Consider the following 23,808-nt stretch of genomic DNA (forward strand, 5'->3'; position numbering starts at 1 on the left):
CCTCGCCCACACCCGCACCCGCAGACCCCGCCACCGTCTCGCCCGCGCCCGAGCGCCGCGCGTCCGCTCGATGCCCTCACCTGGTTGCTCCTTCGTGCAGGTAGAACGGGTAGACCAGGTTGTAGAAGGTGTTCGTGGCGCGGATCCGGTAGTCGATGCTCACGTTCAGCCGGCCCGCCGCCCGGTCGGCCACCGACACCTCGACGCCGAGCACGTCGATCCGCGGTTCCCAGGCGATCAGGCCCTGTTCCACCCGCAGCCGCACCACGGCGGCGGTGGCCGCGGTGACCGGTTCGAACAGCAGGTCCTCCAGGCCCGCGCCGAAGTCGGGGCGCATCACCCGCTCGCCGCGCCTGGTGCCCAGGATCAGCAGCACCGACTGGCGGACCTTCTCCGGCCCGGACGCCTGCGCCGCCTCGCCGAGCGGATCCAGGTGCGCGGGCGCTGCCCAGCCCCGACCCAGCACGGCGGCGTCGTCGGGGGTGCGCTGCGCGGGATCCGGATTCAGCGGCGCGTTCGGCTCGGCCACCGTCAACCTCCGATCAGCACGGTCGGCGCGCCGGCCACCACGGGCGCACCGCAGCCGGCGAGATCGCCCTGCCGCAGCGCGCCACGACCGCCGACGAGCACCGTCGCCGAGCCCTTGGTGAACGGCGACGGCGGGTGCGCGGCCGGCGGCGGGAACGCGCACGCGTGCATGTCGCCCTGGACGGCGGCGGGCAGGCCACCGATCAGCACGGTGGCCACGCCGGGTCCCGCGACCATGCCGGGATGTCCGGTGGGGTCGGTGACACGCGCTGCAGCAGGCACGGCTGCCTCCTCGGGTGTGGTGGGATCGCATGGGGTGGCCGGGGGTGCGTTCGGATGCGACGTCGTGGGCGCGGACCCGGCCCGGCGGGTCAGTTGATCTTCACGAGCGCGCCCTGGATGCTGCACGTGGCGGCGGCCTGGATGTCCGCCCGAGTCGCGTTCGCCGTCAGGCCGTTGCCGGCCTTGACGCTCACATCCAGGCCGGTCACCTCCACCGAGCGGGTACCGGTGATGGTCACCGCGCCGGACGCGCTCAGCGAGATCTCCGCCGCGCCGCCGGCCACCGACAGGGTGATCCCGTCCGCGGCGATCTCGATCGAGTGGCCCAGGGTGTGGCTCAGGGTGAGCTTCTGCACCAGGTCGTCGATGGCGATTTCGTGGCCCACGGGAGTGCGGATCACCCGCTTGGTGATCGAGTCGGTGGGCAGGGCCGCGGGCGGGCGCGAGGTCATCGTCCAGAGCCCGCCGAGCACGTACGGCTCGCGCACGTCGCCATTGCGGAACGCGACCAGGACCTCGTCGTTCGGCTGCGGCATGAACCACACGCCCGACCCGTTGCCCGCCACCGTCGCGCACACCCGTGCCCACGGCTCGACGCCCGGCAACCACGCGTACCGGATCTGCACGCGCCCGGCCCCCGTCAGGTCGAGGTTGTCCACCACGGTCGCGGGCGCGACGCCGGTCACCCGGGGGCTGTCGGACTCGTGAATGTCGTCGAGGGCGTCGAAGAGTGGTTCGAACATGCCGGTCCTCCCGGGAAGTCGAGCGGTCGGAACATCGGTCCGGTCCGCGCACACGGCGCGGGTGGTGGTCATCGGTGGCGGATTCGGTCGGCGCTTCGGTCGGCGGTCGACAGTCGGCGTTGAGCATTCGGCGTTGGGCATTCGGCGTTCGGCGGCAACAACTCACCTAGGCCACCTACGAATTGGGCGCCGGCAGCGACAACAGCCCGCCCTGCACCCGCACCGCGCCCTGTGCGGCCGGCGGGATCCCCCCGAACCAGATCTCCTTGCGCAGGTCGAAGGACGTGCGGTAGCCGCCGCCGTCGAGGGTGTGCTGGGCCGAGACCACCCGCCACAGGCCGCCGAACGTCTCCCCCACACCCTCGATCCGCAACACCCGCCCCGCCGTGATTCGGGGATCGCCTACACACGAACCGCTCGCGGTGGTACGCCGGTTCAGCCGAGGCAGCAGCTTGGACACGATCAGTCGCGGCGCGGTCGCGATGGTCACCGGTTCGTCCACGAGCAGCACCTCGCGCGCGGGGCCGCCCTGACCTTCCGGCCCCTGGAACCCGGGCACCACCTCGATGGTCAGCGCCCGGCGGTCCCAGTCGTAGCCGACCGCGATGGTCAGTTCGAGGCCGATCTCCGACCGCCAGACCCGCACCGAGACCCGCCCCACCTGGCCGACGGTGCTGATCCGGGGGTTGAACTCGATCAGCGAACTCCCGTACCGCAGCGTCACGTCCGGCGACAGATACGCGGCCGGCGACATCAGCCGCAGCACAAAACCCGACGGTTCGCTGTCGTGCTCGACGATCAGCTCCCACGCGTTCTCCGCGGCGATCTTGCGCAGGAAGTCGAGCGTGGTCTCCGAGTGTTGCCGCCGCACCACCCGCTGCCGCATGCTCGGGTCCTCGACCGAGGCCACCACGTCAACCACACCCAGGGCGGCGGACAGGAACGCGCCCAGCGGGTCGAGCAGCGGAATCATCCCGTGTTCGACCGCGAGCAGCGGCGCGACCACCAGGTCCGGCAGCGGCAGTACGCCGAGCTTGGGCACCGGCACCCCGAACCAGCGCGCGGGCGAGGCGGCGGCGAGCCGGGTCCGGCGATCCTGCGCGATCACCCGCAACATCGGCATACCGTCGGCGGGGAACGTCGCCTCGCTGCCCACCACTTCGCCGGTGAACAACCGGCGGGGCTCGTCCGGCGCGTAGCCCAGGGCGATGCTCACCTCGGTGTCGAGCCCGAACAGCGGATCGTCCAGCCAACGCAGCGCCTCGTTGGCGAGCGAGACCTCCAGGCGGTCCGCGTCGCCCATGCCCGTCTGGCAGGTGACCCCGGTGACCGAGCCGCGCACCGCGGCCGGCGCGGGTCGCCCGGCGAACCGCAACCGCATCTCCGGTGCGTAGTGCGGGAACACGGTCATGCCGGCACCTCCGGCGGCGGCGCGTCGAAGACCTCGTCGGTACCACGATCCCGGTACGGCAGGCGCGGGATGTGCAGCGTGTCGCCGACGGCCAACACCCGCGGGTCGTCCAGCCCGTTGTGCAGCGCGATCGGCCGCCACGCGGTGGCGGACCCGTACTCGCGCCAGGCGATCGACTGCAACGTCTCGCCGGCCACGACGGTATGCGCCTTGGTGTAGTCGGAGGTCTGCCGCTTGACCTCCTTCGCCTCCATGTCCACGTTGCGGAACTCGCTGAACGTGACGCTCAGTCGGGCCCGCACCGGGGTGCCGTCCGGCTTGAACATCACGAACTTCTGTGCAACCCGGGTCAGTACGCAGGTGAAGGTCAGACTCGACCAGGCGAACACCAGCGGCGGTGGCGCGTGCAGCGTGGGGTCGATGTCCATCAGGTCGACGACGCGGCGCACCAGGACCCGCACGTCGCTGCCCGCGCCCGCCTGGTCGTTCGCCTCCAGGGAGTCGAGGAACAACTCCATCTCCAGGGTCTGCGCGTTGCCGTGCACGAACTGCACGATCGGCGCGGACAGTCCGGGGACCGGGAGTTGGGCGTAGGTGGTCTCCCGGTTGACCGTGTAGTCCTCCGGGTTGAACAACACGCGGGTGAGCTTGCCGGTGACGGAATTGGTGATCGTCGCGCGTTCCATCACGGTCATCGGCTCCACCCCCGACGCTCCTGGCGGGCGAGCACCCGACGGTCGATCTCCCGCACCACGCCGTCCACCAGACGCGGCAGATCCGCCGAGGTGAGCGCGGAGACGGCCGGGGCGGCGCGGGACGGCTGCGCGGTCCGGTCCCGCGCGATCGGATCGGCGGGATACCCGGGCACAACGATGTCGGGGGCGGGCGCGGGTCGGGCAGCGGCGGCAAACGTCAACGCGGTCGGGGGCCGCGCAAAGGACGCTGCCCCGGGCGGGCCGGGCCGAGCACCGCGCGACGTCGCGGTCGGCCGTCCGCCCGGCTCCTCGATTCGCCGACCGTGCCCGGCACCCCGCTCGTACAACTTCCGGGTCATCCGCGCCCGTTCGACCACCGCACGGCCGGCCGCGGCGGACCCGGTACGCAACACCGGTACCGGCAGCCCGCCGACCGCCCCGAGCCCGGCCGCCGCACCCGCGTCGAGCCGCTCGACCCGCGTGAGGGCCACCATCGGCGGCAGGCTCACCCGAACGTCGAGCCGCACATGCGCACACCGCCGAATATCCGCGACCCGCCCGGAAATCGCCCGCGGCCTCGGAGGCTTCGGCGCGCGCGGCGCCACCCGCAGCACGAACGCGGCCCCGGACACCCGCTCCTCGACCCGCGTCGCCCGGCCCCGCCCGGCGCCCGGCTCGACCCGGGCCCGAACGGCGGCGAGCATCGAGGAGGCGGCGGCCCGAACCGGCCACCCCGCCGACGGCGGACGTGCTCCCGTGACGATCACGGTCGAACTCCCTTCCCGATACCCACGCTCATGACCGGTGCTCCCCATCGCGCCCGACGCCCGTAGTGCTCGGACGCACATCCACGCCCGCCGCGCCGGCTTGGACTCGGCGCTTTCACATCCGCGACGTCAGCCGCCGCCCGCCGTTTCGTTGAGGCGCTGGTTGATCGCCGACACCCGCTCCACCCACCGGCGGCGCTCGGCGTGGTCGAGGTCCATCAGTTCGGCGTGCGACCAGTGCAGGTGGTAGGCGACGAAGGCGATCTCCTCCCTCAGCCGATCGACCGGATATCCGCGGATCCCCCCAGGCGCTCGTGGCCCGGACGGACCTCCTCGCCGCAGTTCGGGCAGGACCCCTCGGCCGCCGTGTCCGGCTCGTCCACGCTGTTGATCCGGTTGTACAGGCTCTGGAGGTGGGCCAGATCGGCGGCGAACAGCGTCTCGATGGTGCGCGGGGTGACCGTCTCGACCGCGCCCACCCGGGTGACCACCCGGCTGAGCAGGATCACCGACAGATAGGCCGGATTGCGCTGCACGCGCGGGTCGGCGAGCGGCAGGATCTCGTCGGCGGCGGTGGCCAGCCGCATCGTCCCGTCGCGGTGCAACGTGCCGTCGTCACCGAGGAGTCCGACCGGGAGGGTGAAGTCGTGTTCGATCCGCAACATGGTCACTGCACCCGCTCCAGGCCCTCGTGGACCAGTTCCAGGGTCTCGATCGCGATGTCGTTGGATTCGGCGGTGAGCGGCGGGGCGGTGTACTTGGTGGGCCAGGCGCGGACGAAGTTCCAGCGCGAGGTGACCACGCCGCGCCGGTCCAGGAGCAGCACCGCGCCGTTCTTGCGGACGATGTCGCCCTCGACGATCTGCCGGTGCCAGTCGTACAGTTCGGTGTCAGTGGTCATGCCCCACTTGAGCATGATATTGGCGAATTTGGCCTGGCCGGGGAACTTGTACGGGGTGATGTTCCAGCCGCCCTCGCGGTGTTCCATCACGTCCACCGTCGCGTCGAGGCCGCTCACCTCGTGGAAGCCGACGCGGATGATCCCGTCGAGTTCGACCTTGAAGTTGAAATTGACAAAGGGATCCTGGATATCGCCCGTGCTCACGGCGCCCTCCGCTGCCTGTCGTTGCCGTTGCCCTGTCGTACCGGTCGGTGTCGTACCGGTCGGTCTCGCGCCGCCGCGCGCCCGCTACTGCTCACTGACCTCCGCGCCGCCGTCCCAGATGCCGATCCGGACCACGATGAACTCGGCCGGGTAGACCGGCTGTACGCCGATCTCGATGTAGAGCAGCCCGAGTTTGCGGGTGCTCGGCGGATTGAGCGCCTCGTCGATGCGGACGAAGAAGGCGTCCTTGGCCTTGGCGCCGAACAGTGCGCCGTCGCGCCAGACCCGGGTGAGGAATTCGGTGAGGGTGTGCTTGAGCTTGCCCCACAGTTCGAGGTCGTTGGGCTCGAACACCGCGCCGCGCAGCCCGAGTTGGATCGACTCCTCCAGGTAGAGGAACAACCGTCGTACGTTGACGTACTGCCAGTTGCGATCGCCCGTGGTGGTGCGCGCGCCCCACACCACCGGCGAGCCGCGTCCGGGCAGGATGCGCAGCGCGTTGACCCCGTCGGGGTTGAGCAGGCCCTGATCGGCGTCGCTGAGGCGCCGCTCCAGGCCGAGCGCGCCCGCGATGCCGACGTTGGCCGGGGCCTTGTGTACGCCTCGGGTCGCGTCGGTGTGCGCGTAGATCCCGGCCACGTGGCCGGACGGCGGTTGCAGGACCACCGCCTGCTTGGCGGGGTCGCGGAGTTGGATCCACGGGTAGTAGAGCGCCGCGAATCCCTTGTCCAACGCGCCGGTGAGGTCGGCGCGTTGAGCCTTGACCGTGACCACGTCGACGCCGGGCAGGCTGTCCAGGATCGCGAAGCGGTCGTACAACGACTCGCAGTGCTCGACGATCGCCCGCTGTGCGCCGGTGTCGGTGCAGCCCGGTGCGAGTACGAGGCTGATCTCGTCGATCGGGCGGAGCAGGTTCAGGTGCTGGGGCATCTTGTTCGCCACGTCGGCCCAGGAGGTGGCGGGCACGTCGGCGGCGGCGCCCGCGAGGGCGTACGTTCCGGCCTTGGGGCGCGGATCGCCCGCCGGGATCGGCGCGTCGGCCGCGATCACGATCCGCAGGTAGTCGCTCGCCACCGTCGGCCCGCCCCACCAGCGCGGATGCGACGGGGTGGTGGACAGGCCCGGATAGCCGACGGCCCGGCCGTTGCGGTCGGTGACGGTGAGGTCGAACTCGGCGGTGGCCACCCGCGTCGGCGCGGTGAGCTTGTACGCCTTGGCGAGCGGCTTGCGCAGGGTGATCGTGTCGTTGGAGACCGCCGCGACGATGCCCCACTCGGTATTGGTGCCGTCGGAGATCCGCACGGACGAGCCGACCGGGACCAGTGGGCGCAGCGCGATCACGGCGGGCACGGTCAGCCGCAACACGGTGTCCCCGGCGGCGAGATCGTCGCCGGTCACGGTGCCGCCGGCGAAGTCGACGGTGCCCGACAGGCCGCTCGCCAGCACGACCGTGTCCGGCGCCTGGACCGACTTCACCCGCAACGTCTGCCGGTCGGTGCCCTTGGCCACCACCACCCGATCGCCCACCGCCAGGCCGTCGACCGCGTTCACGGTGAGCACCCTCCGGGTGGCGTCGACGGCGGTGATGCTCGCGCCGCCCCGGACCACGGGCAGGTCGGTACCGGCGCCGGCCGCGGTCAACGCAGCGGCCAGCGCGCTGGAGTCGGCGATCTTCACCGAGCCGCCCTCGCCGTCCGGACCGTCGAGGCGGGCCACCGCCCGGGCTACGGCCGGCGCCCCGGCGGCCCGCCCCGGCAGGTCGACCCCGGCCGGTGTCGCGGTGCCCACGCGCAGCACGAAGCACTGGGTGCCGCCGTTGCGGAAGAAGCCGTCCACGGCGAGCGGCAGGTAGTAGGGCACATCGCCACCGTCGACGGGCGGGCCGAACAGCGCGGTGAACGCGTCCGGGCTGGTCACGAGGGTGGGTTCGGCGATCGGCCCCTGCGCGGTGATCCCGATGAACGCCGCGATGCTGGTCGACACGCCCTGGATGGGCGCGGCGGGCTCGGTCTCTTCGATGTAGACGCCGGGGTACGAGACCTGCACGGCCATGGCGGACGTCCTCTCAGGTGATCGGGTGATCAGGTGAAGCGCAGTTCGATCAGCGCGTCGGGGGAACCGGGGACCTGGACGGGGGTGGGCGCCGGCGGCGGCAGTCCGGCGGCGGTGACCAGCGCGGTGTACACACCCGGCCGCACGTCGACCACCACGAAGCGTCCGTCGGCGCCGCTGCGGGCGCGCATCGCCTCGCCGCCCGCCGCGTCGAGCAGCACCACGCGGGCGTCGGCCACCGGCACCGGCGGCACACCGGGGCCGGCGGTGGCGTCGAGCACCAGGCCGCCCACGTCGGCCAGTTGCTCGGCGGACCCGTCGGGCGGTGTGCCCGCGTACGAGGTGAGCACGGTGTGCACCACGCCGTCGATGTGCCGATCCGCCTCCGGGACCGGCATCGTGACGATCAGGTACACGGCGGGGCGCCACGAGGTGGCCCGGCCGACCGTGCCCCAGAACTCGGCAAGCTTGCCGAACCCTTCCGGCGGCACCACCTCGACGGGCAGTTCCGCCTCGCGCAACACCTCGGGCACCCCGGCCAGTCGGTCGGGTGTCAGTACGGCGGAGGCGACCAGCGGGTCGGCGTGCAGGAGCACGGCCAGGACCGCGCCGAGCACCATGTGCTCCTGCTCGGTCGCGGGCATCTGCGGGCTGTCCTTGGCCGCGTTCCACGCGGTGATCAGGTAGTGGCAGCGGATCCGCGCCGGCTCGGGCCGCTCCACGGTGACCGTGCCGGTGGTGATCCGCTGCCGGATGTTCTGCCGCATGTGCCGGTCCTCGCGCAGATCGACCAGCGCACAGTTGACCCACACGCCCGGGCTCGTGCCCACCCGCTGCCGCCAGTCGTCGTCGGGCGGCTGGAACCCGATCCGGGCACCGGTCAGGCCGGGCACGCCGGCGATCAGCGTCTCGCGGATGATCAGGTCGAGGATGTCGATCATCGCGCACCGCCGGAGCCGATCGGAAACCAGATGCCTTCGGGTGGCCCGCCGGGCCACCAGTAGTTGATCCGCCCGCCGCTGCGCAGGGCCGCCTCCTGCATCGCGGCGCGGCAGGAGCCGCACGGGTCGTACTGACCGGTGATATACATCCGCTGACCGGCCGTCAGGGGGACCCGCGCCACCGCCTTGGCCTCGGTGTGGCTGTCCTGGTTGGCCCGGTTCAGGCCGCGGGCCGCACGCTGTTCGGGGGTGACGCCGCCGCTGCGCAGGGACTCGTTGTGCACGACACGCCCGTCGGGGTCGAGCACGCGGACCGTGGCCTCGTGAGGCGGGCGAAGGTCGCTCGCGTCGATCCTGGCGAGTTCGTCCTTCTGCTGTTGCGCCCGGCGGCGGTCCCGGACCTGCGCGGCCACCGGATCGTCGCTCAACGCCCCGAGCACGTGGTCCGGTTGGCCCTCGTACAGCTCGCGCAGGCGGTCGACGGCGGACGGGTCCTTCCGCGCCTCCGCCCGCAGCGCCTTGGCCCGGGCGCGAACGTCCTTGACCAGTTGCCGCCTGTCCTGCCGCGTCGGCTCGACCGGGGTGGCCTCGGTCCGTCCGACCTCGCCGGGAATACTGCCGGCGGCGGGCTTGCCGGCGGTCTTCCGCTCGGCCGCGGCCTTCTTGGGGGACGCCTTCCGCGCGGCGGTCTTCTTCCCGGCCGGCTTCGGTGTGGGCGCCTTTTGTGCGGGGGCCTCCCGGCCGGGAGTCCGGGCCGGCGGGGCCTTTTTCGCGGCCTTCGCACCTGCCTCCTTCGCGGCGCTCTTCGGGGCGCTCGTCCTCGCCTCGGCGGGTGCGGCCGTACCGGGCGCCGGCTCGATCGGAGCCGGCCCGGTGGTCGACGGGGCGGGCTTCGGGTCCGCAGACGCGGTCTTGGGCCTGCTTGGCGACTTCCTGCCGAGCCCCTTGGCACCGGCGGACCCGCCGGCCGATTTCCCACCGGACTTCACGGCCGGCTTCGGCGTCGCCGCCGACGCGTCGGCGGGTGGCGCGGGTGTCGCCGGGCCGGCCGTGGTCGGCGCGATCGGCGCCGTTCCCGCACCGACGTGCGCGGGCGCCGGCGGCGGTCCCGCGGCATGCGCGTCGGCGGCCGACTGCGGCAGCTTCACGGGCGGCCCGGCATGCTCTTGGCCGCCGGTGCCCTCCGTACCGCCCGTGCCGCCGCCCGGTGCCTTCGAGCGTCGGTAGCCGGCGGCGTGCAGCAGGATCTGGTGCATCACCGCGATCAGCGCCCGCACCACCTCCTTGAGGTCCTGTTCGACCACCGCGTCGCGATCCGGGCCGTGCGCGCCCTTCCAATCCACCCACAACTTCCGCACGGCCGGAGCGGTCGACAACGTGGACAGCGCCGCGTCGAGCATCAGCGCCGCCAACCGCTTGCCCGCCGACGATGCGGCCAGCCCGGCCACGTTGAGCACGGCGCCGACCACTTGGAGCCAGAACCGCGAATCGGACGGCCAGCCCTGCGGATTGGCGTTGATCGCGTTCAGGATCGCCTCGACCGAACTCGCCACGCCCAGCACCTTGAGCGCGAGGAGCACCTCCTCCCCTCCGGTGTAGGCGAGGATGGTCTTCACCCCGAGTTGCACGGCGATCTGGGTCAGCTCGCGGTCGCTGAACAGGCTGCCGTCGTCGGGCGCGTGGCCGCCGCTGACCCGGTCGTAGTACGCCTCGGTCAGGTTGCCCGCCTTCGTAACCCCCGGCGAAAGCGCGGGTACACCGGTGTACGGGTCGACCAGTTCCGCGGTTTTGGCCCGGTCGCGCACGGCGTCCAGGACGAATCCGCCGGAGGTTCCCTCGTACCACGCCTGGACCAGCTTCGTCTGGTCGCCCGACAGGCCGAGCAGCGAGGCCGCCTTGCGCACGCCGAGGCGGCCCGCGTCATGTGCTCCGTAGCCGAGGCCGATCAGGGTGTCCACGGCGCCGGTGACCTCCAGGGCGATGCCCTCGGTGGCGCCCAGCGCGACCATCGCCGCGGCGCGATTCTCCCGCAGTTCGGCGCGTTCGGCCTCCTCTTCCGCCCCGTTCTTTGGCGCCCGGGACACCCCCGGCGCGGTGCCGCCCGCAACCGGGGCGGACAGGCCGGCGGCGGCTCGGGCGCCCGCCGTGTGCGCGGCGCCTTCGGCGGCGGTACCCGACGGGTGCACGCCCTGCGGGCCCGGCCGCGGGCCACCGCGGCGCTGCTGCACCACGTGCGCGAGTTCGTGGCCGATCAGCGCCCGGCCTGCGGTCGAGTGCGGGTCGTAGCGTCCGGGGCCGAACACGACGTGCCGACCGACGGCGTACGCCTTCGCGTCGAGCCGGTCGGCCGACGCCGCCGCGTCGGCGTCGGTGTGCACGACCACGTCGGCCAGGGACGTGCCGAACGAGCGCTCCATCGAGCCGCGCAGCGCCGCGTCCAGCGGCCGGGCCCGTTCGGCCCGCGCCTCCAACTCGGCCGGCAGGTGCGCGGCGGTGTGCCCCGCCGTCGTCGGCGCCGCCATCACCGCACCCCGATCGTGGCGGGGGCCTGCGGGGACGGGCCGATCTTGTCGTATTCGCGCTCCATGGCCCGGAGCACCGCCGCCCGGTCCACCGCGCGCCCCTCGGCGGCGGCCAGGTGCGCTGCCGCGACCGCGACGTTGTGGATGTGGCCGCCGGAGAGCGGGTAGTGCTCGGCCAGTTCGCCCAGATCGACGTCCACGTCCCGGGGCAGCGCCGCCGGCCAGGCGCCCTGCCAGATCCGCCGCCGCTCGGCGGCCTGCGGGAACGGGAAGTGCACGCAGTAGGTCAGCCGCCGGATGAAGGCGTCGTCCATGTGGTGCAGGAGGTTGGTGGCCAGCACCGCGAGCCCGTCGTGGTCCTCCAACCGCTGGAGCAGATAGGCCACTTCGAGGTTGGCGTAGCGGTCGCGCGCGTCGTGCACCTCGCTGCGCTTGCCGAACAGCGCCTCGCACTCGTCGAACAGCAGCACGGCGTCGGTGCGCGCGGCGGCGGTGAACACGGCGTCCAGGTTCTGTTCGGTCTCGCCGATGTACTTGGACACCACCGACGCCAGGTCCACGCGGTAGAGCGGCAGCCCGAGCCGGCCCGCGACCAGGCGCGCGGCGAACGTCTTGCCGGTGCCGCTGGGTCCGGCGAACAGCACCGACACGCCGCGGCCCAGACCCGGCCGGTCGGCGAAGCCGGATGCGTCGAGCACCGTGCGATGGGCGCTCAGGTGGGCGCACACGTCACGCAGCCGCTCCCCGACGTCGTCGGGGACGATCAGCGCGGACCAGTCGTCGGAGGTGCCCAACCGGGTGGCGAGTCGGCCCAGTTCGCCGCCGGTGACCCGGGCGGCGACGTCGACGACCTCGGCCGCGGTGGTGCGCAGCGGCGTGCCGGGCTCGGCCCGACCGCGAGCCCGGGCGGCGACCGCGTCCAGGGTGTGCCGCAACTCCGGCCCGGCGAGGTGGGTCCAGCCGACCGGCGGGTCGGCGCCCGGCGTGCTCGCGACCTCGACGCCGTGTGCGGCCAGGGCGGTGGCCAGGCCGCCGGGCACCCCCACCGCACGGCGAACCGACAGCGCGGCCACCCGCTCGGCCGGCACGTCGGGACCGGTGGGCGCGAGGGTGTCGGGGCCGCCGACCACGACGGCGTGGGTGAACCGCTCCCACACCGCGTCGGGCGGGCCGCCGGCGTGCGTGTCCACCAGGAGTACGGCCTCGCGCAGCAGTGCCTCGGCGGCCAGTCCGGGCAGCAGGGCCGGATCGGCGAGCGCTTCGGGCCGCGCGGTCAGCACCTGCCGGCCGGCCCGCGCCACGCTCCACCACGCGACGTCCAGGCAGGTCGCGGCGGGCGCGCCGGACAGGTGGGTGAGCGAGGGCGCGTCGCCGACGAGCCGGGCGACCAGCGCGGCGGCGGCGATCGGGTCGGGCGCGTCGACCGGCGCGTAGGTGTCCAGCGTCGCGAACGGGGCGAGTGCGTCGTCGAGTCGGCCGATCGCGAACAACCGGCGCAGCAGCACCGCCGAGGGCCGTACGGCGCCCGCGTAGGAGGGTCCGGAACGCCCGCCGACCGGCTCCACCAGCCCGCACCGGAGCAGCGGACCGGCGGCGGACAGCCGTACCGCGACCGCCGCCCGGTCCTCCCCGGTCTCGCAGCACAGCCGGGCGAGCAGGTCGAGCGTCGGGTACGGCTGCCCGGAGTCGCGTTGCAGCCAGGCGATCGCCCGGCCGTACGCCGGGTCGAGTTCGGGCGCGAGGATCAGCGCGAGCGCGGCGAGGTCGAACGGGTCGAAGCCGCGCCGGGCCAGCGGCAGCGCCAGGTGGGCGGGCAGCGGCGGCCCGGTGATCAGCACCGGCGCGGGCCTCGGCCCACCCGCCAGCGCCGCGCGCACCTCGCCGTGGGAGGGGTACAGGCGTTCCAGCGAACTCTCGGCCGATTCGGGCCCGTTGGCCTGCACCGCCCGGGCCAGCACGTCCGCGATCCACCGCTCCAGGTCGGAGAGGTCGGGGACCACGGGTGCGCTCGAAGCGATCGAGCCGGCAACGGCCATGTCGTGATCGTTGATCATCGGCCCGAAGCGCGTCATCCACCCGCCGGTTCGATCTTTGCCGAGCGCGGGAGTAGACCTCGACCGTCGGTCGGCTCCGCCCGCCTCCACCTCGGATGGAGCGCGTCGTCCACCCGATCGGGTGGGCTCGTCGCGCCCCCCGAAGACCCGGCTATCCGGTCGTGGGCCCGCCACCGGTGTGTTGTTCGTGGTCCGGCGCCCGCCGGGTGCGCGGCGCGCGCGAGCCCCACACGGGTGGCGGCACGGCACGCGGTGCGCCGAGCGCTCGATCCGGTGCGCCGTCGGCCTCCACCCGGGCGCGGCCGGGGGGTTCGCCGGCGGGTGTCGCCCGCAGCAGGCCGGCTGCGGCCTCGCGGTGCGGGACGCGCAACTTCCGCAGTACGGCGTGCACATGGGTCTTGACCGTGGACAGGCCGATGGACAGACCCCGGGCGATCTCGTGGTTGGTCCTGCCCTCGGCGATCAGGAACAGGATCTCCCGTTCGCGCGCGGTCAGCGTCTCGGGCAGCGCCGACACGGTGCGCTGCGCGGCGACGGTCGGGGACTGTACGCGTTGCAGCAGCAGAGCGGCGATCCGAGGACTGCACGAGGCCTCGCCGCGCACGACGCCGATGATCGCGGCGGTGGTCTGCGGGAGCGAGTATTCGCGGCCGATGAACCCGGCCACACCCGCCTCGGCGGCGGTGATCACGTCGTCGCGGGACTCGTCCACGCCCAACGCGATCAGCCGGGTCTGCGGCGTCCCGCGTCGGATCGCGCGGATCGCGGGAATGCTGTCCGGCGTGCTCAGGTCCAGCAGGAGTACGGAGGGGCGCAGCCGTCGTGCGCCGGCGACCGCCTCCGAGGCGGAGCCGCCCGACCCGACCAGCCGCAACGCGGGTTCGTCGGCGAGCGCCCGCACGGTGGCGTCGCGATAGATCCGGACCGGGGTGATCACGAGTACCTCGATCGCCACACTCATCGGCTCTGCTCTACCCCCCGCCGTCGCGGCCCACGACGATCAACACGCGAGCACGCAAGGTAATCAATCGATCACACCAAGAGATTCGCGTAATGGATACCCCACCAAATCCTCCGGAACACACCCGACAACGAGCCACCGCCGGTCATCCACCCGCCATCCCGGTCGGGCGGGCGAGCCGGCGTCGAAAGAGTCCTGGACGCGCGGAACACACACGGGAGCCACTCGGAATCGGACCTCGTCCCGGCCTGGCGGACGAGTCGATGTCGACCGACGGCTCCCACCCCCCGGCGCCCGGCGCCCGGCCCGCGAACCGCCCACCACCCCCATCCGCCCGCCGTCCCGGCCCGAGCGCGCGAGTACGTGCCGACCGGCGGCGAACCGCCGGTCGGCACCGGCCCCGTCGAGCGCGGTCGGCCCCGCACTGCTCAGGCGAGCGAGTGAACCGGCCGATTCGTCGACGACTCGATCTCGCCCGCCGCCTTGTCCAGCAGCTGCCGGGTCAGGTCGGTCAACGCCCGCGCCGCGGCGATCTCTTCGCCGACCGCCGGCTGATCCGGGTCGTCCGGATACCGGCTGGCGTGCGCGTGCGAGCGCAGCTCCGTACCGTCGCGCAGGCGCAGCAGCGCCGCGGCCTCGGTCCGCTTGCCGTCCTCCTTGAACTCCATCTCTATGTGCCATCCCACGATCTGCATACCTGTCGCCTCCAAGCCCCCGACTCCGTCGGTCCACTCGGTTGCCGCCGCCGCTTTCACCCCCTCCCACCAGGATGGTTCAATCCACCACGAATCGGTAGTTTTACCGCGATCGTTCACGCAGCCGACCCACCCGCTCACGCGGGTGGCCCGTTCATCGTTGCCGCAGAACCGGTGTCGGGCGGATCTCGAACCCGACCAGCCCCTCCTCCACCGGATCCTCGTCGTACACGTACACCCGGTCGACGATGGCCAACGACGGCCCGCGTCCCATCCACGCCGTCAGCCGCGCGACGTCGTCCGGCGTGCCCTCGAACACCGCCTCGACCGTGCCGTCCGGCAGATTCCGCACCCAGCCGGCGACACCGTGCCGCTCCGCGGTACCGCGGCAGGTGTCCCGGAAGTAGACGCCCTGCACGTCCCCCGACACGACCACCCGCCGGCGACTCACCGCGCACCCGCCGCCGGCGGCCCGGTCACCGTCACCCGGGCCGGACGCAGCAGCCGCTCGCCCACCCGATACCCCGGCTCGTGCACCGTCGAGCAGATCGGCGGATCGACCCCGGCTGCCACCTGCAGCGCCAGCGCGTCGTGCACGTACGGGTCGAACACGTCGCCCACCGCCCCGAACGCCCGCAGCCCGAGCGCCGCGAGGGCGTCCTCCAACGCGTCGACGACACTCGCCACCCCCGGCGTCAGATCACCGGCGGCCCGCGCCCGGTCGAAGCCGTCCACTACCGGGAGCAGCGGCGTGAGCACATTGGCCAGCGCCGCCTCCCGCACCGCCAGTCGGTCCCGCCGTACGTGCCGCCGATAGCCGTCGTAGTCCGCCCGGAGCCGGCACAACTCGTCCACCCGCTCGCTCACCTGCTCACGCTGCGCCGCGATCTCGGCCAGCAGCGACGCCAGGACCGGCGACGGTGGCTGCCCGGCCGGAACCGGCAGCAGCCCCGGGCCGGGAGAGATCCGGTTCATGCGGTCCCACCTCCGCGTTTGTCGTCGTCGACGATCTCGGCGTCGACGACCTCGTCCTCGTCGGCGTCGGCCCCGGCCGCGGTGCCGCCCGCGGCGCCGGCCGCGCCTTCCGCGCCCGGCTGGGCGTTCGCGTACATCGCGGTGCCCAGCTTCTGGCTGACCGTGCTCACCCGTTCCGCCGCCTCGCGGATCGCGGCCGTGTCCTCGCCCGCGAGCGCCTCGCGGAGCGCGGTCAGCGCCGTCTCCACCTCGCCCTTGACGTCCGCCGGCACCTTGTCCCCGTTGTCCTTGAGGAACTTCTCGGTGCTGTACACCAGTTGCTCGGCCTGGTTGCGGGTCTCCGCGGTCTCCCGCCGCTGGTGGTCCTCCTCCGCGTGCGCCTCCGCCTCGCGCATCATCCGGTCGATGTCGTCCTTCGGCAGACTGGAGCCGCCGGTGATGGTCATCGACTGCTCCTTGCCCGTGCCCAGGTCCTTCGCGGACACGTGCACGATGCCGTTCGCGTCGATGTCGAACATCACCTCGATCTGCGGCAACCCGCGCGGGGCCGGCGGCAGACCGGTCAGCTCGAACATGCCCAGCCGCTTGTTGTACGCGGCGATCTCGCGCTCACCCTGGAACACCTGGATCTGCACCGACGGCTGATTGTCGTCCGCCGTGGTGAAGATCTCCGAACGCTTGGTCGGGATCGTGGTGTTGCGCTCGATCAGCTTGGTCATGATGCCGCCCTTGGTCTCGATACCGAGGGACAGCGGGGTGACGTCCAACAGCAGGACGTCCTTGACCTCACCCTTCAACACACCCGCCTGGAGCGCGGCGCCGACGGCCACGACCTCGTCCGGGTTGACGCCCTTGTTCGGCTCCTTGCCGCCGGTCAGCTCCCGGACCAGCTCCGTCACGGCCGGCATCCGGGTCGACCCGCCGACCAGGACCACCTGATCGACCTTCTCGACCGAGATCCCCGCGTCGTCGATCGCCGCGTGGAACGGGGCCCGGCAGCGCTGGAGCAGGTCCGCCGTGAGCTGCTGGAACTGGGCCCGGGTCAGCTTCTCGTCCAAATGCAGCGGGCCCTCGGGCGACGCGGTGATGTAGGGCAGGTTGATCGACGTCTCGGTCGCGCTGGACAACTCGACCTTGGCCTTCTCCGCCGCCTCGCGCAGCCGCTGTACCGCCATCTTGTCCTTGGACAGGTCGATCCCGTGCGCGTTCTTGAACTGCTTGACCAGGTGATCCATCACCCGCTGGTCCCAGTCGTCGCCACCGAGATGCGTGTCGCCGTGCGTGGCCTTGACCTCCACGACCCCCTCGCCGATCTCCAGGAGCGACACGTCGAACGTGCCGCCGCCCAGGTCGAACACCAGGATCATCTGGTCGCGCACCTTGTCCAGCCCGTACGCCAGTGCCGCCGCCGTCGGCTCGTTCACGATCCGCAACACCTGGAGGCCCGCGATCTCCCCGGCCTCCTTGGTGGCCTGCCGCTGGGCGTCGTCGAAATACGCCGGCACGGTCACCACGGCGTCGGTGACCTTCTCGCCCAGATACGCCTCGGCGTCGCGCTTGAGCTTCTGCAACACCCGCGCGGAGATCTCCTGCGCGGTGTACCGCTTGCCGTCGATGTCGCCGGTCTCGGGAAAGTGCCAGGTGTTGTCACCCATGTGCCGCTTGACCGACCGCGCGGTGCGCTCGACGTTGGTCACCGCCTGGCGTTTGGCCACCTCACCGACCAGGACCTCGCCGTTCTTCGCGAAGGCGACCACCGACGGCGTCGTCCGAGCCCCTTCCGCGTTGGCGATGACGGTGGGCTCACCGGCCTCCAGAACCGCGACCACCGAGTTCGTCGTACCGAGGTCGATACCAACAGGACGTGCCATGAGGGGGCTCCTCGACTCTCACGCGCTCCGACGCCCCACCCACCCCAGGCCCATCCGCCGAACGCTCGCACCTTCCGGCCGCACGGATACCACTACCCCCTCATCATGACCCACCACCCCCACCTCAACCCACCCCTCACCAACCACCACCCCAAACTCCCACAAACGCCACACCCGGTGACCGCGCCCGGCAGCGGGTATCGGATCGGCTCGGCCACCGTGCGCGGCCGAGCCTGCACCCGTGGCGACGACTGCGGTACGGCCCCGCGCCCGGGACCGGTCGACCACGAGCGATGTGGGCGCGGGCCAACTTGGTGGTGGTGGGGGGTGGGGGTCGACATAATGCTGGGGCAAGGAGTTGCAGGGCGGCGAGTCGGTGTCGGGGCGGTCTTCGCGTGGGGCGAGGGGCGTGGGTCGGGCGTGGGGGCCGGTGGGTGCTCCGTGGTCGATCGGGCATCGGTTTCATCGAGCGCCGTAGGCAAGGAGCGTCACCGTGGTCTTCCCCCTCCCCCGTACGCTTGCGGCGCTGCGCGTCGCCCGAGAGGCCGCCCAGGTCATCCGCCGGGCCGGGCGACCACGGCGGATCCGGCTCAAGTCGTCGTCCGCCGACCTGGTCACCGCGACCGATCTGCGCGTGGAGAAACTGGTTCGGGCGTGGCTGGGCAGCCACTATCCGCAGGACGCGGTGGTCGGCGAAGAGGGCGGCGGGCTGGCCGAGTTGGACCTCGGTCGCCCGACCTGGTTCGTCGATCCGCTCGACGGCACCACCAATTTTGCGCACGGACTGCCGCACTACGCCTGCGCGATCGCGTTCTGGGACGGCGAACGACTCGCCCTGGGTGTGGTCGCCGACGCGACGCGGCGCCGGACGTACTGGGCCGAGGCCGGGCGCGGGGCGTACGAGGGCCGCAAACGCCTGCACGTCTCGGACACCCGCACCCTGGGCCGCAGCGTCATCGCCACCGGCTTCCCGCCGTCCCGGGCGACCGACCCGGACAACAACCTGGCCGAGTTCCTGTCGGTGGTCAACGACACCCGTGACGTGCGGCGGTTGGGCTGCGCCGGCATCGATCTGTCCTGGGTGGCCGCGAGCCGGCTCGACGCCTATTGGGAGCAGCGCTGCGGTCCGTGGGACTGGGCGTCCGGCGCGATCCTGGTCCGCGAGGCGGGCGGTCGGGCCACCACCTTCGAGGGCGACGACTGGAAGCCCGGCGACGGGGAGTTGGTCGCCTCCAACGGCGCAATCCACGACCGTCTGCTCCGCTCGTTCGCCGAGGCACGAGCGGGCGCGGGCCTGCCGGCACGCCCGATCGCGGCCTGATCGCGAGCTGATCACGGCCTGTTCGCGGCCTGTTCGCGCGAACGTGGGCTCGGGTGGAACGATCCACCCGAGCCCGGCGGCGCGGGCCCGGTCAGCCCCGGGCCGTACGTTCCGCTCTCGCCTCGTCCATCCGGTGTCGGGCCGCCGTCACTTCCGGGCGGGCGGAGAGTTCGGGGACGCCGACCTCCCACCACGCGCCGGATTCGGTCCAGTGGTTCGGGCTGGTGCGCACCACCACCACGGCCGGCCGCCGCGACGCCCGCGCCGCCGTGTACGCCTTCTCCAGGTCGGCCACCGTGTCGGCGGTGAACACCTCCGCGCCCAACGCGGCGGCGTGCGCGGCGAAGTCGACCCGGTGGTCGGCCGCGGCGCCCGGTCCCCGGCAGTCGGTGATCATGTTGTTGAACGGCGCCGCGCCCTGCCCCTCCTGCAACCGCGCGATCACCGCGTAGCCGCCGTTGTCGCAGACCACCGCGACGAACCGGTGCCCGGACAACACCGCCGAGTACACCTCGGAGTTGAGCATCAGATACGACCCGTCGCCCAGGAGCGTGGTGACCACCCCCTCGGGCCGCGCCATCGCCGCGCCCCACGCGCCCGCGATCTCGTAGCCCATGCAGGAGAACCCGTACTCGACGTCCATCGTCGGCGCCCCGACCGCGCCCATCGACCGCCAGCCGCCCACCAGTTCGCCGGGCAGCCCGCCGCTGGCGGTGAGTACGTAGTCCTGCGGTCCGGCCAACCGGTTGACCACGCCCACGACCTGAGCGTAGGTCGGCGGCGACGCCGGATCGCCCGGCGCGCGCAGTGCGTCGATCACGTCGTCCCAGGCCCGGCGTTCGCTCGCGGCGCGCGCGGTCCAGGCCGGATCCGGGCGCCAATCGCCCAGCAGCGGAGCCAGTTCGCGCAGCGCCTCCCGCGCGTCCCCCGTCACCGGCGCCGCGCCGCGCTTGACCGCGTCGAACCGGGCCGCGTTGATCGACACCAGGCGCGCGTCGGCGGCGAAGACCGTCCAGGACGCGGTGGTGAAGTCCTGGAGGCGGGTGCCCACGGCCAGGATCAGATCCGCGTCCGCCGCGAGCGCGTTCGCCGACGCGGATCCGGTGACACCCAACGGCCCGGCGTGCAGTGGGTGTTCGTGCGGCAGCAGGGTACGCCCCGCGACCGTCTCGGCGAACGGGACACCGTACGCCTCGGCGAGTGCCAGCACCTCCGCCGCCGCGTCCGCGTACCGCACCCCGCCGCCCACCACCAGCAACGGCCGCACGGCCGCCCGCACCAGCGCCGCCGCGTCCGCCAGTTCGCCCAGATCCGGACGCGGGCGAACCGGCCGATGCAGCCGGGGCGCGAACATCGCGACCGGGAAGTCGTACGCCTGCCCCTGCACATCCTGCGGCAGCGCCAACGTGACCGGCCCGCAGTCGGCGGGGTCCGTGAGCACCCGGGCCACCTGCGGCAGCGTGGCGATCAGCTGCTCCGGCCGAGTGATCCGGTCCCAGTAGCGACTCACCGAGCGGAACGCGTCGTTGACTGTGCCGCTCGGGTCGTGGAAGTGCTCGACCTGTTGCAGCACGGGATCGGGCGCCCGGCTCGCGAAGGTGTCCCCGACCAGGAGCAGCAGCGGCAGCCGATTGGCGTGCGCCACACCCGCCGCGGTGACCATGTTCAGCGCGCCGGGCCCGATCGAGGACGTGGCCACCATCACCTGGCGGCGCTGCGTCGCCCGCGCGTAGCCGACCGCCGCGAGCGCCATGCCCTGTTCGTTCTGGCCGCGCCACACCGGCAGTTGCCCACCGGCCTCGTGCAGCGCGTCGCCCAGCCCGAGCACGTTGCCGTGGCCGAAGATGGCGAACACGCCCGGGAACAGCGGCACTCGGCGGCCATCCACGAGTTCGCTCTCCTGGGCGATCAGCCAGCGCACGAGGGCCTGGGCGGTGGTCAGCCGCACGGTGGCACCGGACGTCGGGATCACAGTCATCGGAGTCATGGAGGTCATCGGCTTCCTCCGTCGGGGACGGGCGGCGAGGTGAGCGGGCAGCGCGGGTCGACCGGCTGTCCGGCCCAACTGTCCCGTACCCAGTGGTGGGCGGGGTCGTCGCAGGCGAGCATCGCGCGTTCGGCGGCGGGTCCGGCCATCACGTTCAGGTAGTAGAGGTGGTGTCCGGGAGTGGCCACGCACGGGCCGTGGTAGCCGCGCGGAACCAGGAAGGCGTCCCCGTCGCGCACCGTCACGGTCTCGTCGATCGAGCCGTCGGCGGTGTACGTGCGGTGCAGCCCGAAGCCCTCCCGGTCGGGGGTGCGCCCGTCCCGGCCGGCCACCCGGAAGAAGTAGATCTCCTCGTTGACGACCTCGTGCGCGCTCGCCTCGTCGTGCTTGTGCGGCGGGAACGACGACCAGTTGCCGTCCGGGGTCAGGATCTCGCAGACCACCAGCTTGTCCGCGTCGAACGCGTCGGGCGTCAGCAGGTTGTTCGCCTGCCGGGTCGCCCGACCCGCGCCGCGCACCTCGACCGGCACGCCGGCGGCCGGCCCGTACGCGGGATCCAGCCGTCGGGTCGCCCGCGCCGAGGCCAACGCCACCTCGCACCCGTGCGTCGCGCTCAGCCGCAGTTCCGCGTCACGCGGGACGTACGCGAAGTCCGGCACCGCGGTGAACACCGTCTCGCGCCCGACCAGTTCGAACCGGCGGCCCTCGGTCTCCACGGTCAGTCCACCGGCCAGCGGGATCACCGCCACCTCGTGGTCGCCGGTGTCCAGCACCCGCCGGCCCCCCGGCGGCAGGTGGATCACCCGCAGTCCGCTGTAGCGCCAGCCGGCCAGTTCGGGCGTGATCAGCAGCGGGTCGTCGGCCCCGCCCGCCGTGCCCCAGGGGTGGAACAGTCGCGGGTCGCTCACACGATCACCTCCGCCGCACGCGGGTTGGCCGCGCGCAGGATCCGCGCCGCGGCGTCCACCGCGCCGCGCACGTCCCCGTCGGCCGGATACAGCAGCGCCCGGCCCACCACCAGGCCGCGCACCGCAGGCTGCGCGAGCGCCCGGCCCCACGAGGACAGGTCGGCCTCCGGATCGGCCGACGGCACACCGCCCAGCACCACGGTCGGCAGGGTCGTGGCGCCGGCCACCTTGTCCGGCTCATCGGTCGCGGGCAGCTTCAGCCAGGTGTAGGCCGAGGTCGTCCCCAGCGCGGAGGCGACCGTCACGGCCCGCACGTTGGCCCCGGTCGACCGATCCAGAACCAGCCGCCCGGACGTGTCGCGCCGATAGGGCAGCGGTTCGATCATCGCCCGGATCCCCCGGTCGGCCAGCTCGCTCACCGCCCGCGCGCAACCCTCCAGGGTGGGTATCGTGCCGGCGTCGGCGTCCACGATGCGCAACAACATCTTGCCGCCGTCGAGCCGGTAGCGGTCGATGGCCTCGGCGTCGTACCCGGTGAACCGGTCGTCGATCTCCCAGGACGCGCCGGCCAGGCCGCCCCGGTTCATCGACCCGATCACCACCTTGTCCTCGAGGACACCCAGGAGCAGCAGCTCCTCGATCACGTCGGGTGTGCCCAACACCCCGTCCACGTCCGGGTGTTCCAGGGCGGTGACCAATCGGTCGAGGAGGTCGCGCCGGTCGGCCATGGCGAGCGCGTCGCCGCCCACCCCCAGCGAGCCGCGGCCGGGGTGGTCGGCGGCGACCAGGAAGAGGGTGCCGTGCGGGGAGAGCAGGCTCGGTCGGCGACGGCGCTCGTCGTACGCGGCGAGCACCGCGTCGGGCCGATTCGCCCGGGTCGCGAGCAGGGTGTTCCAGTCGTGGTCGCTGATCACGTTCGGGTCTCCAACATCGGGTGGTTCACGATCGGGTGGTTCACATTCGTCGCGTGTGCGCTCAGCAGTTCCGCTATCTCCCCCGGCGTCGGCATCGCGTCCGCACACGCGAGCCGTCCCGCCACCAGCGCCCCGGCGGCGTTGGCGAATTCGGCGATCCGTACCGGATCCCACCCGGACAGCAGGCCGTGCACGAGCGCGCCCCCGAACGCGTCGCCCGCGCCGAGCCCGCACACCACCTCGACCCGGCGCGGCGCCACCGTGTGGCTGCCCTCGGCGGTGGCCACCAGAACACCCTCGGCGCCCTTCTTGACCAGGGCCAGCCGCACCCCCCGAGCCAGCAACCGCCGCGCGGCCTCGTCCGGATCGGCCGTGCCGACCGCGATCTCCACCTCGGCCCGGTTGCCCACCACCACGGTGGCCTCGTCCACGAGCGCGCCGATGTGCCGCGAGGCGGTGTCCCGGTCCGGCCAGAACATCGGCCGATAGTCGAGGTCGAGCACGGTGTGCTCGCGCCGACCGCGCGCGGCCAGCATCCGCAGATGTGTGCCGCGCGAGGTCTCGACACTGGCGCCGGTCCCGGTCACCCACAACACCGGGACCCGACGGACCAGATCCCACGGCACGTCCGCGTCGGTGAGCGTGAGATCGGGCGCGGTCGGCAGTCGGTAGAACAGCAGCGGCGGATCCTCCGGCGGGTCGAGCGCGCAGAACACCACGGGAGTCAACAGCCGTTCGTGCGTGGACACCCAGGCGGGATCGACCCCGAACCCGGTCAGCGCGTCGCGGACGAAGGTGCCGAACGGATCCGTGCCGACCTTGGTCAACACCGCCGATCGACGGCCGAGCCGCGCCGCGGCGACCGCCACGTTGGTGGCGGTGCCGCCCAGGAACCGGGCGAAGCTCTCGACCCGGTCGAGCGAGACGCCGCTCTGCTGCGGGTACAGGTCCACTCCGACCCGTCCGACGGTCAGCACCTCGGGCTCGGTGTCGAAAGGCTCGTCGCGCTCCGGCTCCGCCGTGGGCCCGGTCATGCCCGCACCCCCGTCGTGGCCTCCCGCGCCGCCGTCATGCCT

The 23,808-nt window shown here is 72.8% G+C and carries 23 protein-coding genes; 1 reads left to right on the forward strand and 22 read right to left on the reverse strand.

Features of this window, described 5'->3' with window-relative positions; genetic code table 11:
- Positions 1–76 precede the first annotated feature (76 nt).
- The 18 genes from ACFXKZ_RS22015 to dnaK form a co-directional block, all read right to left on the reverse strand.
- Positions 77–529 (reverse strand): GPW/gp25 family protein, encoded by a 453-nt coding sequence (locus ACFXKZ_RS22015; RefSeq protein WP_380002608.1) that lies wholly within the window; start codon positions 527–529, stop codon positions 77–79.
- Between the two features lie 2 nt (positions 530–531).
- Positions 532–810, reverse strand: a complete 279-nt coding sequence (locus tag ACFXKZ_RS22020) for a PAAR domain-containing protein (RefSeq protein WP_126638728.1) — start codon at positions 808–810, stop codon at positions 532–534.
- A gap of 89 nt (positions 811–899) precedes the next feature.
- Complete coding sequence (locus tag ACFXKZ_RS22025; protein ID WP_380002609.1) at positions 900–1,553, reverse strand: phage baseplate assembly protein V; 654 nt, start codon at positions 1,551–1,553, stop codon at positions 900–902.
- 175 nt (positions 1,554–1,728) lie between these two features.
- Positions 1,729–2,964 carry a phage late control D family protein gene (locus tag ACFXKZ_RS22030; protein WP_380002610.1) on the reverse strand — a complete coding sequence of 412 codons (1,236 nt, stop codon included), beginning with the start codon at positions 2,962–2,964 and terminating at the stop codon, positions 1,729–1,731.
- Positions 2,961–3,659 carry a LysM peptidoglycan-binding domain-containing protein gene (locus ACFXKZ_RS22035; protein WP_380002611.1) on the reverse strand — a complete coding sequence of 233 codons (699 nt, stop codon included), beginning with the start codon at positions 3,657–3,659 and terminating at the stop codon, positions 2,961–2,963. Before ACFXKZ_RS22035 ends, ACFXKZ_RS22030 begins: the two co-directional genes overlap by 4 nt.
- On the reverse strand, positions 3,656–4,426 hold the full coding sequence (locus ACFXKZ_RS22040; protein ID WP_380002612.1) for a hypothetical protein: 771 nt from the start codon (positions 4,424–4,426) through the stop codon (positions 3,656–3,658). Before ACFXKZ_RS22040 ends, ACFXKZ_RS22035 begins: the two co-directional genes overlap by 4 nt.
- Before the next feature lie 129 nt (positions 4,427–4,555).
- Positions 4,556–4,777, reverse strand: coding sequence for a DUF6760 family protein (locus ACFXKZ_RS22045; protein ID WP_380002669.1), 222 nt, complete (start codon positions 4,775–4,777; stop codon positions 4,556–4,558).
- Positions 4,699–5,091 (reverse strand): hypothetical protein, encoded by a 393-nt coding sequence (locus tag ACFXKZ_RS22050; RefSeq protein ID WP_380002670.1) that lies wholly within the window; start codon positions 5,089–5,091, stop codon positions 4,699–4,701. The genes ACFXKZ_RS22045 and ACFXKZ_RS22050 overlap by 79 nt, the downstream gene beginning before the upstream one ends.
- Before the next feature lie 2 nt (positions 5,092–5,093).
- Positions 5,094–5,531 carry a phage tail protein gene (locus ACFXKZ_RS22055; protein WP_078981626.1) on the reverse strand — a complete coding sequence of 146 codons (438 nt, stop codon included), beginning with the start codon at positions 5,529–5,531 and terminating at the stop codon, positions 5,094–5,096.
- A gap of 84 nt (positions 5,532–5,615) precedes the next feature.
- On the reverse strand, positions 5,616–7,583 hold the full coding sequence (locus ACFXKZ_RS22060; RefSeq protein WP_380002613.1) for a phage tail sheath family protein: 1,968 nt from the start codon (positions 7,581–7,583) through the stop codon (positions 5,616–5,618).
- Positions 7,584–7,612: 29 nt separating this feature from the next.
- Positions 7,613–8,524, reverse strand: a complete 912-nt coding sequence (locus tag ACFXKZ_RS22065; RefSeq protein WP_380002614.1) for a Pvc16 family protein — start codon at positions 8,522–8,524, stop codon at positions 7,613–7,615.
- Positions 8,521–11,046 (reverse strand): DUF4157 domain-containing protein, encoded by a 2,526-nt coding sequence (locus ACFXKZ_RS22070; RefSeq protein ID WP_380002615.1) that lies wholly within the window; start codon positions 11,044–11,046, stop codon positions 8,521–8,523. The genes ACFXKZ_RS22065 and ACFXKZ_RS22070 overlap by 4 nt, the downstream gene beginning before the upstream one ends.
- Entirely contained in the window at positions 11,046–13,082 is a 2,037-nt protein-coding gene (locus ACFXKZ_RS22075; RefSeq protein ID WP_380002616.1) for an AAA family ATPase, read from the reverse strand. Before ACFXKZ_RS22075 ends, ACFXKZ_RS22070 begins: the two co-directional genes overlap by 1 nt.
- Before the next feature lie 169 nt (positions 13,083–13,251).
- Positions 13,252–14,061, reverse strand: a complete 810-nt coding sequence (locus ACFXKZ_RS22080) for a LuxR C-terminal-related transcriptional regulator (RefSeq protein WP_380002617.1) — start codon at positions 14,059–14,061, stop codon at positions 13,252–13,254.
- Positions 14,062–14,489: 428 nt separating this feature from the next.
- Positions 14,490–14,756 carry a DUF1876 domain-containing protein gene (locus ACFXKZ_RS22085; protein ID WP_380002618.1) on the reverse strand — a complete coding sequence of 89 codons (267 nt, stop codon included), beginning with the start codon at positions 14,754–14,756 and terminating at the stop codon, positions 14,490–14,492.
- Positions 14,757–14,910: 154 nt separating this feature from the next.
- Positions 14,911–15,207, reverse strand: a complete 297-nt coding sequence (locus ACFXKZ_RS22090; RefSeq protein WP_380002619.1) for an acylphosphatase — start codon at positions 15,205–15,207, stop codon at positions 14,911–14,913.
- On the reverse strand, positions 15,204–15,731 hold the full coding sequence (gene grpE, locus ACFXKZ_RS22095) for a nucleotide exchange factor GrpE (protein WP_380002620.1): 528 nt from the start codon (positions 15,729–15,731) through the stop codon (positions 15,204–15,206). Before grpE ends, ACFXKZ_RS22090 begins: the two co-directional genes overlap by 4 nt.
- Positions 15,728–17,602 carry a molecular chaperone DnaK gene (dnaK, locus tag ACFXKZ_RS22100; protein WP_380002621.1) on the reverse strand — a complete coding sequence of 625 codons (1,875 nt, stop codon included), beginning with the start codon at positions 17,600–17,602 and terminating at the stop codon, positions 15,728–15,730. The genes grpE and dnaK overlap by 4 nt, the downstream gene beginning before the upstream one ends.
- A 493-nt stretch (positions 17,603–18,095) precedes the next feature.
- Between dnaK and ACFXKZ_RS22105 the strand changes: the two genes are divergently transcribed.
- Positions 18,096–18,923: an inositol monophosphatase family protein gene (locus tag ACFXKZ_RS22105; protein ID WP_380002622.1), complete on the forward strand. Its 828-nt coding sequence runs from the start codon at positions 18,096–18,098 to the stop codon at positions 18,921–18,923.
- Between the two features lie 91 nt (positions 18,924–19,014).
- Here the strand turns inward: ACFXKZ_RS22105 and iolD are convergent, their stop codons facing one another.
- The 4 genes from iolD to iolC are packed head-to-tail and all read right to left on the reverse strand — an operon-like array spanning position 19,015 to position 23,766.
- Entirely contained in the window at positions 19,015–20,919 is a 1,905-nt protein-coding gene (gene iolD, locus ACFXKZ_RS22110) for a 3D-(3,5/4)-trihydroxycyclohexane-1,2-dione acylhydrolase (decyclizing) (RefSeq protein ID WP_380002623.1), read from the reverse strand.
- Entirely contained in the window at positions 20,916–21,818 is a 903-nt protein-coding gene (gene iolB / locus ACFXKZ_RS22115; protein ID WP_380002624.1) for a 5-deoxy-glucuronate isomerase, read from the reverse strand. The genes iolD and iolB overlap by 4 nt, the downstream gene beginning before the upstream one ends.
- Complete coding sequence (locus tag ACFXKZ_RS22120; protein WP_380002625.1) at positions 21,815–22,732, reverse strand: aldolase; 918 nt, start codon at positions 22,730–22,732, stop codon at positions 21,815–21,817. Before ACFXKZ_RS22120 ends, iolB begins: the two co-directional genes overlap by 4 nt.
- Positions 22,729–23,766 (reverse strand): 5-dehydro-2-deoxygluconokinase, encoded by a 1,038-nt coding sequence (gene iolC, locus ACFXKZ_RS22125; RefSeq protein WP_380002626.1) that lies wholly within the window; start codon positions 23,764–23,766, stop codon positions 22,729–22,731. Before iolC ends, ACFXKZ_RS22120 begins: the two co-directional genes overlap by 4 nt.
- Positions 23,767–23,808 lie beyond the last annotated feature (42 nt).

Origin of the sequence: Embleya sp. NPDC059237 (assembly GCF_042754105.1) — a bacterium.
GTDB lineage: Bacteria > Actinomycetota > Actinomycetes > Streptomycetales > Streptomycetaceae > Embleya.